This is a genomic window from Microbacterium sp. MEC084 (assembly GCF_004514465.2).
Classification (GTDB): domain Bacteria; phylum Actinomycetota; class Actinomycetes; order Actinomycetales; family Microbacteriaceae; genus Microbacterium.
The window spans coordinates 39,386-53,427 of record NZ_MYFP02000013.1; the positions used below are offsets into that span (position 1 = coordinate 39,386).

Consider the following 14,042-nt stretch of genomic DNA (forward strand, 5'->3'; position numbering starts at 1 on the left):
GCTGCGGATCGCGCGCCGCCGAACGCACGGCGGGCGCCGGCGACCTCGGGGTCAGGCGTTGATGTCGTCCATCGCCACGATCCGGTCGGCTACGCGGTCCAGCAGGGCCCGGTCGTGCGAGATCGCCAGCACGCCGATTCCGTCGCGGCGCACGCCGTCGAGCAGGATCTGCCAGATCTGCGCCTGCGTGATCGGATCGAGGCTCGCGGTGATCTCGTCTGCGATCACGTGGCGAGGCTTCGCCAGCAGCGCGCGCGCCAGGTTCACGCGCTGCAGCTGGCCGCCGCTCAACTCGTGCGAGAACGCGTCGAGCCATTCGGATCGCACCAGCCGGGTGCGCAGCACCTCGTCGAGGTCGGACCCGCCCTCGGCGAGCACCTCGCGGATCTTCCATCGCGGGTTCATCGCGCGCCCCGAGTGCTGCAGCACGAGCTGCGTCGGGCGCGCGCGTCCGGTGGCGGGTGGCCCGCTGACCTCGCCGCGGTCGGGCTTGTGCCAGCCGGCGAGCACCTTGCCGAGCGTGCTCTTGCCGCAGCCGCTCGGCCCCCACAGCGCGACGACCTCACCCGGTTCGATCGCGATGCTCGCGCCGCGCAGCACCTGCTCGCCGTCGTAGCCGAACCACAGGTCGGTGCCGCGCAGCGGCTCGTCGGCCGGTGCCGTCATGCGGCGCGCCCGAGGCTGACACCCGCGAGGGAGCGACGCCCGGGAAGCGCGAAGTCCTGCTGCGGCAGAGCGCGCCACAGTTCGCGCGAGTACGGGTGCGCCAGCCGCGATCCGTCGCCGGAGAACTGCTCGGGCGACGCCGACTCGATGGTGCGCCCGCGGCGCACGACCACGACGCGGTCCGCGACCGGCAGGGCGATCGAGATGTCGTGGCTGACGAGCACCACGGCGGATCCCGCGTCAGCGAGCGAGCGGATGTCGTCGATCACCTCGGCGGCGCTCGCCGGGTCGAGTCCCGGCGTGGGCTCATCGGCGAAGATCAGCTCGGGCTCACCCAGCGTCGCCATCGCGAACAGCACGCGGCGGGCCATTCCGCCCGAGAGCTCGTGCGGGAAGAGCCGGTCGACGCGCGCGGCCAGGCCCCGGCGCTCGAGGGCGGCCCGGGCGGCGGAATCCGGATCGGGCAGGCCCGCCAGACGGGCGGCGCGCGCCACCTGGGCGCCCACACGCATGAGCGGGTCCAGGTGCGCGGGCGACTGCGGCAGCAGCGCCATCCGCCGGCCGGCGAGCGCACGGCGCTCCCCCGCGTCGACCGCCCGCCCCCGGAATCGCACGGATCCCGACTCGTGTGCGTTGAGCGGCAGCAGGCCCATCACGGCGAGGCCGACGAGGCTCTTGCCGGCCCCGCTCGCGCCGATCACGGCGACGACCTCCCCCGCCCCGACGTCGAGTGACATGTCGACGACGGGCGTGACGGTGCGCCGCCGCAGGCCCCTGCCGTACTGACTGAACGAGATCTGCAGGTGCTCGACGTCGAGGACGGCGGTGTCGGTGAGGGAAGCGCTCATAGGTGGTAGCTCCTCGGATCGGTGACGGAACGGAGGTTCTCGCCGGTGGAGTCGATCAGCTTGACGATGGCCAGCAGGCACACGCCGGGCAGCACGGCCAGCCACCACATGCCCGCCGACAGCAGCGTCATCGACTCGGCGAGGATGTTGCCGATGGCGGGCTGCGTGGCGTCGATCCCGAATCCGAGGAACGACAGCGCGGCCTCGTGCAGGATGGCGTGGGGGAAGACGAGCACGGTGCCCACCAGGAAGTGGGGCAGCAGGTGGGGCGCCAGGTGGCGCCGGATCACCGTCAGCCGCGGCGTGCCGAGCCCGCGCGAGACCGAGACGAAATCCGACGCGATCACCTGCTTGGCCTGCGTGCGCAGCACGCGGGTGAGCGTCGGCCAGTGGCTGAGACCGACGGCGAGGATGACGGCGTGGGTGCCGCCGCCCATCGCGAACGCGATGAGGATCAGCAGCACGAGGTGCGGCAGAGCCAGGACGAAGTCGACGAGCCAGTCGACCGCGGTCGCGACCGACCGGCCGAGAGAGACCGCGGCAGCCGCGAGGGTCAACGCGATGATGCTCGACATCAGCGCGGCCGTCGTGCCGACGACGAGACTCAGCCGCAGGCCGACGAGCGTGCGCGCGAGCATGTCGCGGCCGAGCCGGTCGGTGCCGAACCAGTGCTCCCACGACGGCGCCTGGTTGACCGCGTCGAGGTGCGTGGTGTCGGCGGCCTGCTGCGCGAAGCCGCTGGCGATGATCACGGCCGCGACGACGATGACGCCCACGCAGAGGTGAAGCAGCACGCGGAAGCGGCGATCCCTCAGCCCACGTCCGGAAGGCGCGACGGCGACGGCCTGGGTGTCGGTCATGGTCATCGCGGCTCCACCAGCTTCACGCGCGGGTCGATCAGGCGGTGCGCGATGTCTCCGAGCAGGTTGCCGACGAAGACGAACACGGTGGTGAACAGGGCGATCCCGAGGAGCAGCGGCACGTCCTGACGCAGCGCGGCCGTGGTCGTGGCCTGTCCCAGACCGGGATACGCGAACACCTGCTCGGCGAGCACGGCGCCGCCGAACAGCTCGCCGAACGACGCGAACGACAGGATCACCGCCGGCACGCTCGCGCCCCGCAGAATCCGGTGACGGATCAGCCCCCAGCCGCGCTCACCCTGTGCGCGGGCGAACGCGATGTGTTCGCTGCCGAGCAGTTCGATCACGGCCTGCCGGGTATGCATCACGATCGGCGCGACGCCTACGAGGCTGAGTGTCAGGGCGGGCAGGATCAGGTGCTGCAGGCGCTGCAGCACGGTGACGTCGCCCGCGAGCACCCCGACCGGCGCCGCGCAGCACGCGGGCGCGACCTGCAGCCAGACGGCGAACACGTACAGCAGCAGCAGACCGACCCAGAAGGTCGGCGCCGAGGCGAGCGTGTACGACCACCAGGTGAGCACGCGGTCGATCCAGCGCCCGCGGTTGAGGCCCGCCGCGACACCCATCGCGAAGCCCAGGACCCCCGAGAGCAGCCACGCGGCCCCCAGCAGCACAAGGCTCACAGCGAAGCGGTCGCCGATCACCTGCGCGACGGGCTGATTGAACACGATCGACGTGCCGAGTTCGCCCTGCACGACGTGGCCGAGCCAGGCGAAGAACCGCTCGACGGGCGGGCGATCGAAGCCCCATGCCTCGGCGATCTGCGCGCGCTGCTCGGGCCCGATCTTCGCCGTCTCGGCCCCGATGTAGGCCTGCACCGGGTCGACGGGTGACGCCATCATCAGGCTGAAGGAGGCGACCGCGACCGCCCCCAGCAGCAGCACGAGTCGGACGAGACGACGCCCCGCGAATGCGAACCAGGGCATCTGCATCCGCCCAGGCCGGACGCCCGGATTCTGTGCCGCCGCCATCCGGCTCATGCCGCGACGGCCCTCTCGCCGCGGGCGTGCGTCAGCACGTCCACTTCCACGATTCGATGCCCGCCGTGATCGGCCAGCCGTGCCCGTGTGGCTCGGTCTGCGGGGTGCCGAGGTCGAGGCACTCGCTGACGTAATAGGTGTGGTCGACATTCACCAGCCACGCCCAGGCCGCGTCGCCCTTGGCCGTGAAGCCGTTGCCCGCGCTGTCGAGCTGGGCGGCCTTCCACTCCTCGTTGGCGGCCTCGGGGTCAGTGCTGCTCATTGCCGCATCGAGGTGCGCCTGTACGGCGGGGTTGTCGTAGAAGCCGGGGTTCCAGCTCTCGATGCCCGCGAGATGCGCGCTGTAGAGGTTGTACATCTCGGTCGGGTCATGCGCGCCCCAGCCGAACAGCACCGCGTCGGCGTGCTGGCGCTGGTAGATCTCGTCCCACGTGGCGCTCACGACCTCGATGTCGATGCCGAGCGGGCGGATCTGGTCGGCGAACGCGAGCGCGATGCCCTCGCGCACCGAGTCGCCCGCGGGGTAGAGGAGCTCGAATCGCGCGGTGATGCCGCCCTTCTCGCGGATCCCGTCGTCATCCGAATCGATCCAGCCGGCCTCCTCGAGCATGGCCCTGGCCTCGTCCGGGCGGTTGTCCTCGATCGCCGAGTCGGGGTTGTGCCAGGGCGCGCCGTCCACAGGGCCGCTCGCGGGCGATCCGTATCCGTTCAGCACTCCGTCGACCAGGCTCTGGCGGTCGGCACCGATGTTGAGGGCGCGTCGCACGGCGAGGTCGGAGGTGACGTCGTTGCCGATCGGCGCACCGGCGTCGGTCGTCTTACCCTCGTCCGGCACGGTCGGCAGGCTCACTCCGCGGTTGTCGATGGAGGGCACGTCCACGAGCTTCATGCCCGCGATGTCGCCGGTGACGAGCGACGAGGACACGCCTGCCATGTCGAGCTCGCCGGCGCGCGCCGAGGCGAGGGTGCCGTCCTCGTCGGTGAAGACGAACACGATCCGCTCGAACTCGGGTTTGGTGCCGTAGTAGTTCTCGTTGCGCTCCACGATGAGCTGCTGACCCTGGTCCCATTGCACGAGCGTGAACGGGCCCGATCCGATCGGGTGCTGCGCGTAGCCGTCTGCCTCGTGCGCGGTCTTCGGCACGATCCCGAGCGACGTGAGGCGGTAGACGAAGGTGCTCTGCGGCTTCTCGAGCGTCATCACGACCGTCTGATCGTCGACGGCCTGGGCGTCGGCGAGGCCCGCCACGGAGGTCAGGCCGGGACTCTCCTTCGCGGTGAGGAAGGTGTAGGCGACGTCGTCGGCGGTGACCGGCGTCCCGTCGGAGAAGTGGGCGTCGTCGCGCAGGTGCAGCGTCCACGTGAGCCCGTCCTCGCTCACCTCATAGTCGGTGGCGAGGTCGCTCACGATGTTCATGCCGGCATCGAGCTTCAGCAGCGTCGACTGGAACAGCGGAGATCCGTACCGGCCCCAGCCGAGCGTGGGGTCGAAGCCATCTTCAGGCTCGCCCCCGATGGCGAGGCGCAGCTCAGATCCCGCGTGCTCGGCCGTGGCGCCGCCCCCGGAGCCCGAGGCGCAACCGGTGACGCCGAGGACCATCAGGGCGGTGACCGCGAGCGCGGCGAGGGCTGGTCTGCGCATGGATTTCCTCACGACGACGGGATGGAATCGGCCGCGGGCGCACGGGTCTCGCTCGAGCCTTCCTGAAGGCTAGACGCGATTCAGTCGCAAGACAAGCGAAAAACTAAACATCAGACCAAAACAGGGCCACGCGTGCCAGAATCTACGCCAGGGCACGTGCCCAGGGCCGGGCACCCGGAGCGGGACCCAACGGAGATCCAGGTCGATCGCAGCGTCGCGATGGGGAGAATGCATGGATTCACGACAGCTTCGCTATTTTTCGGTCTTGGCAGAGACCTGCCACTTCGGGCACGCCGCCCAGACATTGCACGTGACGCCCTCCGCGCTGTCTCAGGCCATGCGCCAATTGGAGGCCGAGCTCAACGTGGTGCTCTTCCACCGCACGACTCGACGGGTCACACTGACCCCGGCGGGACTCTGGCTGCAGGAGGAGGCTGCGCAGATCCTGAGCAGGCTGCATGGGGCCACGCTGGCGATCCGGCGATTCTCCACGGGCGCGGCCGGCAAGCTGGGTCTCGGGTTCACCGGGACGTCGGGCTTCGCCTACCTCCCACGGATGGCCCAGACACTCAGGACGGCGCTCACGGGGGTCGACCTGTCATTCCGAGTGGAGATGCTCACGCCACAGCAGTGTGAGCACTGCGCACGGGCGCGCTCGACATCGGGCTCCTGCGCCCTCCCGCCGTGGGTTCGGACCTCGCGACGGTCCCGTTCGCCAAGGAGCCGCTGCTCCTGGCATTCCCGGCCGCTCATCCCCTGGCTCATCAGCCGAACCTGAGATTGCGCGACCTGAAGGACGAGGCGTGGATCGCCTACCGAGCGAAGCATTCGCTCATCAATGCCGCCGCCACCAGGCTGTGCCGGGACGCCGGCTTCGAGCCGAAGCGAGCGCACCTCTGCTGGGAGACGACCGTGATCATGGCATTGGTCGCGGCCGGCATGGGGATCGCGATGGTGCCCGGTGGCGCACAGTCCTTCGCGCTGCGGGGCATCACCCTCCGCGAGGTCCCCGACGCGCCCCCGCTGGAACTCGTCCTCGCCTACCGGGCGGACATCACCAACCCCGCCGTCGAACCCGCTGTGCGTCTGCTCAGCGACCTCGCCGCCCGCGAAGATGAGCTGCTCCTGACCTGAGCCGGCTTCACGGGACTGACCCGGCGGTGAAGGAGCACCGCCGGGTCAGTCCGCCACGCCGCCCACGTGGCGGCAACCCGCGAACCGAGGTGAAGGAGCACCATCGGGTCGCGAGCGGTCTCCGGTGCCGCGCGATCTCCCAGAGATCATCCGGCCTCATCTCCAGGCGAAGTCCGGATCCGTGTACACCTCGTCAGGCATCAGCGTCTTGAGCCCGCGTTGCCCGAGTTCGCTCTCGAACATGGCTCTGATCGACGGGTCCTCGTCGACGTACTCGACCTGATCATTTTTGTTGACGACCTTCTCGGTATACCCATTGAGCTGAATCGGCGGGTGAATGGCCAGATACCGCGCAGGTTCGGCGCCCACGTTGAAGTGCTGGTGGAACCACCGGTTCGGGGGCACGAACATCGACCCCTCCTGCCAGCGCACTACGACCTTCTCCTCGCCCTCCTTCCACATCAGCGAGTACCCCTCACCCTTCGGGATCAGGATCGCGCGACCGGGGCCGTGACGGTGCCCCTTCTTGTATGTCCTGGGAGCGAAGACCGACATGTGGGCGCTCATGTCCGTCCCCGCGAACTGGATCCGAACGGTCCGGCTTCATGGTGGGTCCGCCACCGCTGTGCCCCAGAAGGACGACCTTCTGGATGCCAGGAAAGTCACGCAGGTACTCGATGCCCTGCTTGACGGCCAGCGCGTTGTCTTCCCACGGCGCGCAGGCTGCTTCGTTGTTGTCGCACACGGGGTTCATTCCCAGCACCACGAAGCCACGCGCCGGCAGCTCCCCGGTGCTGATGTGCGACATGTAGTTCGAGTTGCGGTGCATTGCGATGACGGCGACTGAAGGATCCGGGTGCGCCGACGCATCCGGGTAGTAGAGCGCGCCCTTCACCGCACTGGGCGAGAACTGCACGAACGTGGGCGCGGGTGGGCCGTCGTCAGCGACCATGCCGGCGACGGTCTGAGCCGGCGCCTTCTGCGCGCTGAGGGTGTGAGCACCCAGGACGGTCGCTGCGATCAAGGCGACCGACGCCGCGCCGGATACGAAACGATGTCTCAGCAATGGGGACCTCCTTGTTCCCTTCGTCGGATATCTCAGGCCGGGCTATGAGCGACCTGGGCGGCAGTCCGCTCCCCGGGGCGCGGCTCAGCCGCCCACGAGCTCGCGGTACTTGTCGTCCCAGTACTCGAAGTCCTCGGTCGCGACCTCGAGCGGCATCGGGATCGTCTCGACTCCCGCGATCCAGCTGTCCTCACGCGGGACGGATCCGACACGAAAGTTGTCGTGCATGATCTGCTGTCCCTGCTCACCGAGCATGAAGTCCATGAACAGCATCGCCGCCGCCGGGTGCTCGGCGGCCTTCAGGACGCCAGCCCCGGTCGGGCTGATCACGACGGGGCCGACGTGCCCGCCGCCCTCTCTCTTCCACTGCACAGGTGCGCCGAGCTCCTCGGAGGCACCGTCGAGCGTGTGCTGGTAGATCGACAGGGCGATCTGCAGCTTGCCGGCCGCGAGCATGTCGCCCATCGCGCTGTGGCCCTTCTCGACCGACGCGTTCTCGGCGATGCCGGCCCACATCCCGTCGACCTCGGCCTCGCTCATGCCCTGGTCGAGGTAGTGCTTCGACACGGCCGCGAACCAGTCGGTGTCGTTCATCTCGAGCGCGACGCGCCCGTCCCACGTCGACTCGGCGAAGTCCTTGATCTCGGATGGGATCTCCTCCGCGTCGACGTTGTCGGCGTTCCAGCCGACGACGAAGACGTTGAAGTAGTTGGCGGTCCAGCCGTCCATCCGGGCCTCGTCGACGACAGCGTCGCGGAACTCGCTCTCATAGGCGTAGAACAGTCCCTGCTGATTGGCGATCACGTTCTCCTTGAACGGGTTCTCCAGCACGTCGACGCCCAGGCTGCCGGCGCTGTTCTCGCTCATCACCTTCTGCAGCACCGTCTCCGAGTTGCCCCGGGTGGCGTCCACGGTGATGTCGTAGGTCTCCTCGAAGGCCTCGATCACCGCCCCGAGGTCGGTGTTGGAGTGGTAGATCGTGAGCTCGCCCTCCTCCTGCGCCAGCTCGACCAGCCGGTCGGTGCGCTCCTGACCGCTCAGAGCGTTGATCTCGTCGTACACGGCGGTGGCCGACGTCTCCTCCTCCCCGCCCTCGCCGCCGGCGACTCCCGCCACGCCTGCTCCGCCGCAACCGGTCAGCAGCAGCGCCGCCGCAGCCATGCCTGCTGCACCGGTCCGCATCCTCTTCTTCATCGCATCTCCTTTGATGCCGCAGCCGTGCGGCTATGTCAGTCCCAGCAGCGCTGCGGGGTTGTCGGACGCCGCCCGACGGACGGCGTCTTCGGAGAGGCCCGCGTCGTACACCGCGCCCAGCAGCATCCGCAGCAGCGCCGACGGCGACGGGTTGCTGCCTCCGAAGAAGTCGCTCGTGAACACGGCGCGCTCGGCGCCGATCTCACCGACGAGCCCGACCACCTCGGCCGGATCGTGCCGACCGGGCGAGATCGTGGGCCAGCAGAACTCGATGTACGCGCCGAGCTTCGCGGCCTCGCGCACCGCATCGTGCGGCGCGCCGACGGATCCGGACAGCGGATGTCCGCAGAGCACGCGGTCGAAGCCGATCCGGTGCGCCTCCTCGGCGATCGCGAGGGACTCGCGCCACGACAGGTGCCCCGTGCTGAGCATCATGTCCTTCTCAGCGACGAGCCGAATGATCTCGCTCGCGACGTCGGTGAGCCTCTCGTCCTCGTCGAGCACGCTGAGCACGCCCAGCCGCTGGTGGTCGAAGTGCTCGAACGCGTCGCCGAGGCGCTTGCCGAAGCCGCCTCGCTCGGCGTCGTTCCTCGAGCTCCAGGTCGGCATGAACACCGCCTTGGCGCCGAGGTGCGCGGCCGCTTCGACGGCGAACGGGTCGAGCCCGCCGACGTGGCTGTTGAGCGTGATGCTGCCGTAGACCTCGACGGGCCCCTGGTACAGCTCCCGGATGTACGGGATCGCGGTGGTCGTCGGCCACAGGTGTGACTTCAGCACGACGGCGCGCATGCCGGCGTCCTCCGCCACGGGCAGCCATTCCCACTCCGATGCGGCCTTGCGGAACAGCGTCTGGGAGAACTCGACGTCGATGTGGCAGTGCAGATCGACGGCATCCCGCACGAGGCGGTCGTAGACGGTCTCGGCAGCCATCAGTGCATGCACGAGCCGCCGTCGACCACGAGGGTCTGACCGGTGACGAAGTCGCTGTCGGGCGAGATGAAGAACGAGACGGCGCCCGAGAGGTCCTCGGGCATCTGCACGCGGCCGAGCGCGCGGTCGCCGACGCGCGACTTGCGGTACTCGATGTCCTTCTCCGACGCGTTCTCCTCACTGAGGGTCGACCCCGGCGCGATGCAGTTGACGCGGATGCCGTCGTCACCGACCTCGCGCGCCCAGCGTCTTGGTGAAGCCGAGGATCCCCGCCTTGCTCGTGACGTAGTGGATCCGGCTCGCCGATCCCTTCAGGGCGGTGCCCGACGAGATGTTGACGATCTTGCCGTAGCCGTTCTTGGCCATGTGCGGGGCGACGGCCTTGCACATCTGCCATGTGCCGCGCAGGTTCACGCGCATCATGAGGTCCCACTCGTCGAGCCCGATCTCGTCGTACGGCGCACGCGACATCGGCACGACCGAGAAGACGGCGGCGTTGTTGACGAGGCCCGTGATAGTGCCGAACTCTGCGACCGCAGCGTCGACGAGCGCCTGGACGTCCTCTTCCTTGGAGATGTCGGCCCGCACGGCGAGAGCGCGGCCACCACCGGCGATGAGGGCCTCGGCCTTCGCCTTGGCTCCGGCCTCGTCGAGGTCGGCGATCACGATCGGGTAGCCGTCTGACGAGAGCCGGTCGGCATACGCCGCGCCGATCCCGTGCGCCGCGCCGGTGATGATGACGGCGCCGCGCTCCGTGGTCGTGGTGTTGCTCATGGTGTCTCCTAGGGGATCGGATCAGAGGGTGATGGTCACGGACTTCTGGCGGCCGTAGCTGAGCAGCTCGTCGACGGAGCTCTCCTTGCCGATGCCGCTCTGCCGGAAGCCGCCGAATGGCGCGCCGGTCGGGCGCTTGCCGGTGCCATTGATCGAGATGTAACCCGAGTCGATGTGCCGGGCCATGCGCAGCGCCTGCGAGATGTCGCGCGTCCAGATGTTGCCGGTGAGACCCAGCTCGGAATGGTTGACCTGATCGAGCAGCTCGTCGTAGTCGTCCCAGTCGAGAACCGACACGACGGGACCGAAGATCTCCTCCTGCGCGATCGTCATGTCCATGGTCACGCCGGTGAACGCGGTGGGCTGGATGAAGTAGCCGGTGTCCAGCCCCTCGGGGCGCTTGCCGCCATACGCGAGCGTCGCGCCCTCATCGATGCCGGACTGCACGTAGCGGACCACCTTCTCGTAGTGACCGCGGAACGCCACCGGCCCCATGTCCGTGTCGTCCTGCATCGGGTCGCCGACCTTCAGCTCGGACAGGCGCTTCACGAGCGCCGCCACGAAGCGGTCCTTGATGTCGCGGTGCACGAACACGCGGGAAGTCGATCCGCACGACTGTCCCATCGAGCGGGCGAAATTCATCGCCGCGACCGAGGCGACCGCCGCCTTCTCGGCGTCGGCGTCGGGGAAGACCACCATCGGGTTCTTGCCGCCGAGCTCGAGGCTGATGTGCTTGATCGCGGCCGACCCGGCCTCCATGATCCGCGACCCGGTGGGGACGGATCCGGTGAACGCGACGCGCGGCACGTCGGGGTGCGCCGAGAGAGCCGCGCCCGCCTTCCCGCCCGACCCCGTGATGATGTTGAGCACGCCGGCCGGGAAGAGGTCCTTCACGAGCTCCGCCAGCCGCAGCGCCGACAGCGAGGTCTGCTCGCCCGGCTTGGCGATCACGGGCGCGCCCGCGGCGAGCGCGGCGGCGGCCTTGCCCGAGATGAACTTGATCGGGTGGTTGAACGGCACGATGCGCGCGACCACCGGGTACGGCACGAACTCGGTGTAGGTCACCTGATCCGGACCGCTCGGGATCGTCTCGCCTTTCGTCTCGCCGGCGATCCCCGCGAAGTAGCGGATCTCGTTCGCCGCGCTCGTGACGTCGGAGCGCATACTGGCGATCGGAAGTCCCGCGTCACGCGCGTCCAGCTCGGCCAGCTCGTCGCGGTTGGCGTCCAGCACGTCGGCGAACTGACGCAGCAGCGCTGCGCGCTTGGTCCACGACGTGCCGCTCCACTCCCCTGAGACCCGGCGAGCGGCGGCGACCGCACGGTCGACGTCATCGGCCGTCGCGTCGGGCAGCTGCCCGATCACCTTCTCGGTCGTGGGGTCCTCGGCATCCAGGACGCCGCCGTCCGAGGCCCCCACCAGCTGTCCGTCGATCAGCATTCCGCGCAGGGGAACCTTCACGTCGTCACCCATCCTCATCTCTCTCCTTGCTCGAATCGCTCTCACTGCCGTGCCGCGGTATTCGCGAAGCGGACGTCACATGAACTTCTCCGCGTAAAGGTCCGCCCACTCGTTGGTCTGCTTCATCACCTGCTCCGGATCGGTGAACTGCGCTTCGAAGCCGCCCTGCTCGGGCTTGAGCTCGGGGGTCAGCGCGTCCACCTCGGGATGCGCGGGAATGCCATTGCCGTCGCGGATGATCTCCTGACCTTCCTCGGAGAGGATGAAGTCCAGGAAGAGCATCGCGGTGTGGGGGTGCGGCGGGTACTTCGCCAGCGCGACGCGGGAGTACTGCGCGGTCACGGGGTTCAGCGGGGCCCAGTCGACGGGCGCGCCCTTGGACGCCGCGTCCACGATCTGGTCGTTGAACAGCTGCACGCCGATCGGCACCTGGCCGCTGATGACGCGGTCGAGCACGGCGCGACCGGAGGCGTCGACGTTCTGCATCTGCTGCGCGGCGAGGTCGTCGAAGTAGTCCATCGCGCGGTCCTCGCCCCAGGCCTCCATGAGGTTGCCCAGGAACAGCGGCCCGCCGGAGGTCGGGCTCGTGCTCCAGGACATCCTCCCCTTCCACTTCGGGTCGAGCAGGTCCTCATAGGTCTGCGGCACGTCGTCCGGCGACACCATGTCGGTGTTGTACGCGACGGCCATGAAGTACATCAGCTGCGGCGCCGAGAACCCCTCGGGGTCCTTCGCCGAGTCGGGATAGGCATCGAGCTCCGGCGACGTGAACGGCTGGATGGCGTCGGTGCTCTCGAGCATGGTGGCCGTGCCGGTGCCGTCGACGACGTCCACGAAGTGGCTGCCGGCCTGGTACTCCTTGATGACCTTCGACGCGACGTCGGTGGAGTTGGCGCGGTAGATCTCGACGTCGGCGAAGGGGTACTTCTGCTCGAAGGCCTCCGCGAGAGGGTTGGCGAGCTGGTCGGGGATCGTGGTGGTGTACCACATCAGCTTGCCCTCGTCTTTGGCGCCCTCCTCGAGCATCTGCTGCCGGTCGGCGCCAGATGCCAGGGCGATCTCCTCGGACCCCTCGGCAGCCTTGGCCGTGCTGCAGCCGGCGAGCGCCGACGCGGTGAGGACCAGAGCACAGACCGACGTCACGTTTCTGCGAAGCATCATCACTTCCCTCTCGTCCCTCCGCTTCGTCGCGGAGAAGTGCGGGCCGATTGATGCCAGCTAACACTTAATCAAAGCTATTGCAAGCAGAATATCGATGAAAGGGTGGGTGGGCGGCGGAGGGACGCGCCGAACCCGGCGTCCCCGCCGGGGACGCCGGGAGCCACTCAGGCGCAGGCGCGCGGGAACCCGGGGGCCGGGCCCAGGGGGCGACGGGCACCGCTCGGCAGGCGCTACGCCTCGACCGGCTCCTCGGCCCAGCGCGCCTGCAGGAGAGACACCGCGGCGTCGACGACCGGATCGCGCGCGTCCTTACGGAAGGCGAGCACCTGCTCGAGCTCGCCGACGCCGTCCACCTCCCGGAAGCGGACCCCTTGACGCGGCAGGGCGCGCGCGCCCTCGGGCACGAGCGTGACGCCGAGGCCCGCCGCGACGAGGCCGAGCAGCACCGAGGTCGTCAGGCCGAAATGCGCCCGACGCGGCGTGAAGCCGGCCTGCAGGCAGGCGTGGCTCGCGGCGTCATTCAGGGGCGAGTGGTCGCCGTCGTACGCGACCCACGACTCGTCACGCAGATCGATCAGCGTGAGATCCGGCTTGTCCGCCAGCGGGTGCGCCTCCGGCATCGCGAGCAGCAGACGCTCCTTCACGAACGGCAGCGTCTCTATTCCATCGCCGACGACCGGAGGACGCAGGATCCCGAGCCCGAGCGCACCGGAGCGCAGCGCGTCGCACTGGTCGGGGGTCAGCATGTCGCCGCGCACCGACAGCACCACGCCGTGCAGCTCCTCGCGCAGCAGGCGCGCGATGCGGGGGAGGTACGCGTACGTGGCGATGCCCGTCATCCCCAGCCGGAGGAATCCCGACTTGCCGGCCGCGAGCCGCTTCACCGCGACCGCTGCCTCGTCGACCCGGCGGAAGATCTGCTCGGCCTCTGAATAGAGGAACGCGCCGGCGGTCGTCACGGTGACGAGGCGGGTGGTGCGCTCCAGCAGCGTGGCGCCGAGCTCATCCTCGAGCGCCCGGATCGCCTGCGAGATCGTCGACTGCGAGACCTGCAGCCGTTCAGACGCCTGCCCGAAATGGCAGGTTTCCGCCACCGCCGTGAAGTACCGCAACTGCCGCAGGTCCATATGCCGATTTCCCCCACCCGGAACGCCACGAGCGCCGCAGAGATAGAGAACGATAATATATGTTTGCCGAAGTGCTCGGTCTCGCGAACTTCGCGAGCGCCGCCCCATGCGCACCCCACTCCATCACATCCTGAGCGTC

General features: G+C 69.0%; 15 protein-coding genes and 1 pseudogene. 2 read left to right on the plus strand and 14 right to left on the minus strand.

Features of this window, described 5'->3' with window-relative positions; all coding sequences use genetic code 11:
- Positions 1-51: 51 nt before the first annotated feature.
- The 5 genes from B5M43_RS11140 to B5M43_RS11160 all read right to left on the minus strand — a co-directional run bounded on the left by B5M43_RS11140 (position 52) and on the right by B5M43_RS11160 (position 5,056).
- Complete coding sequence (locus tag B5M43_RS11140) at positions 52-666, minus strand: ABC transporter ATP-binding protein (protein WP_055987615.1); 615 nt, start codon at positions 664-666, stop codon at positions 52-54.
- The gene (locus B5M43_RS11145) at positions 663-1,514 is read right to left on the minus strand and encodes an ATP-binding cassette domain-containing protein (protein WP_055987613.1); all 852 of its coding nucleotides are present in this window, start codon (positions 1,512-1,514) and stop codon (positions 663-665) included. The genes B5M43_RS11140 and B5M43_RS11145 overlap by 4 nt, the downstream gene beginning before the upstream one ends.
- The gene (locus B5M43_RS11150; protein ID WP_055988164.1) at positions 1,511-2,374 is read right to left on the minus strand and encodes an ABC transporter permease; all 864 of its coding nucleotides are present in this window, start codon (positions 2,372-2,374) and stop codon (positions 1,511-1,513) included. Before B5M43_RS11150 ends, B5M43_RS11145 begins: the two co-directional genes overlap by 4 nt.
- 2 nt (positions 2,375-2,376) lie before the next feature.
- On the minus strand, positions 2,377-3,360 hold the full coding sequence (locus tag B5M43_RS11155; RefSeq protein WP_200941023.1) for an ABC transporter permease: 984 nt from the start codon (positions 3,358-3,360) through the stop codon (positions 2,377-2,379).
- 85 nt (positions 3,361-3,445) lie between these two features.
- Positions 3,446-5,056: an ABC transporter substrate-binding protein gene (locus tag B5M43_RS11160; RefSeq protein WP_055987610.1), complete on the minus strand. Its 1,611-nt coding sequence runs from the start codon at positions 5,054-5,056 to the stop codon at positions 3,446-3,448.
- 232 nt (positions 5,057-5,288) lie between these two features.
- Here B5M43_RS11160 and B5M43_RS15450 point away from each other — a divergent pair.
- Positions 5,289-5,459 (plus strand): annotated as a pseudogene (locus tag B5M43_RS15450) (LysR family transcriptional regulator); the annotation flags it as partial.
- A gap of 236 nt (positions 5,460-5,695) precedes the next feature.
- Complete coding sequence (locus tag B5M43_RS11165; RefSeq protein WP_082542860.1) at positions 5,696-6,190, plus strand: LysR family substrate-binding domain-containing protein; 495 nt, start codon at positions 5,696-5,698, stop codon at positions 6,188-6,190.
- A gap of 156 nt (positions 6,191-6,346) precedes the next feature.
- Here the strand turns inward: B5M43_RS11165 and B5M43_RS11170 are convergent, their stop codons facing one another.
- From B5M43_RS11170 to B5M43_RS11210, 9 genes are all read right to left on the minus strand, one after another.
- Positions 6,347-6,652 carry a hypothetical protein gene (locus B5M43_RS11170; protein ID WP_134745462.1) on the minus strand — a complete coding sequence of 102 codons (306 nt, stop codon included), beginning with the start codon at positions 6,650-6,652 and terminating at the stop codon, positions 6,347-6,349.
- A gap of 13 nt (positions 6,653-6,665) precedes the next feature.
- A complete protein-coding gene (locus B5M43_RS11175; RefSeq protein ID WP_134745461.1) occupies positions 6,666-7,142 on the minus strand; it encodes a hypothetical protein in 477 nt (158 codons plus the stop codon).
- Between the two features lie 198 nt (positions 7,143-7,340).
- Positions 7,341-8,450, minus strand: coding sequence for an ABC transporter substrate-binding protein (locus B5M43_RS11180; RefSeq protein WP_082542859.1), 1,110 nt, complete (start codon positions 8,448-8,450; stop codon positions 7,341-7,343).
- A gap of 30 nt (positions 8,451-8,480) precedes the next feature.
- A complete protein-coding gene (locus tag B5M43_RS11185; RefSeq protein WP_134745460.1) occupies positions 8,481-9,380 on the minus strand; it encodes a DUF6282 family protein in 900 nt (299 codons plus the stop codon).
- Positions 9,380-9,598, minus strand: a complete 219-nt coding sequence (locus B5M43_RS11190) for an SDR family oxidoreductase (RefSeq protein ID WP_230667988.1) — start codon at positions 9,596-9,598, stop codon at positions 9,380-9,382. Before B5M43_RS11190 ends, B5M43_RS11185 begins: the two co-directional genes overlap by 1 nt.
- Before the next feature lie 7 nt (positions 9,599-9,605).
- The gene (locus tag B5M43_RS11195; protein ID WP_205829469.1) at positions 9,606-10,154 is read right to left on the minus strand and encodes an SDR family NAD(P)-dependent oxidoreductase; all 549 of its coding nucleotides are present in this window, start codon (positions 10,152-10,154) and stop codon (positions 9,606-9,608) included.
- A 21-nt stretch (positions 10,155-10,175) separates the two neighbouring features.
- Entirely contained in the window at positions 10,176-11,633 is a 1,458-nt protein-coding gene (locus tag B5M43_RS11200) for an aldehyde dehydrogenase family protein (RefSeq protein ID WP_134745459.1), read from the minus strand.
- 57 nt (positions 11,634-11,690) lie between these two features.
- Positions 11,691-12,776, minus strand: a complete 1,086-nt coding sequence (locus B5M43_RS11205) for an ABC transporter substrate-binding protein (RefSeq protein WP_134745458.1) — start codon at positions 12,774-12,776, stop codon at positions 11,691-11,693.
- A gap of 230 nt (positions 12,777-13,006) precedes the next feature.
- The gene (locus B5M43_RS11210) at positions 13,007-13,903 is read right to left on the minus strand and encodes a LysR family transcriptional regulator (protein ID WP_134745457.1); all 897 of its coding nucleotides are present in this window, start codon (positions 13,901-13,903) and stop codon (positions 13,007-13,009) included.
- Positions 13,904-14,042 lie beyond the last annotated feature (139 nt).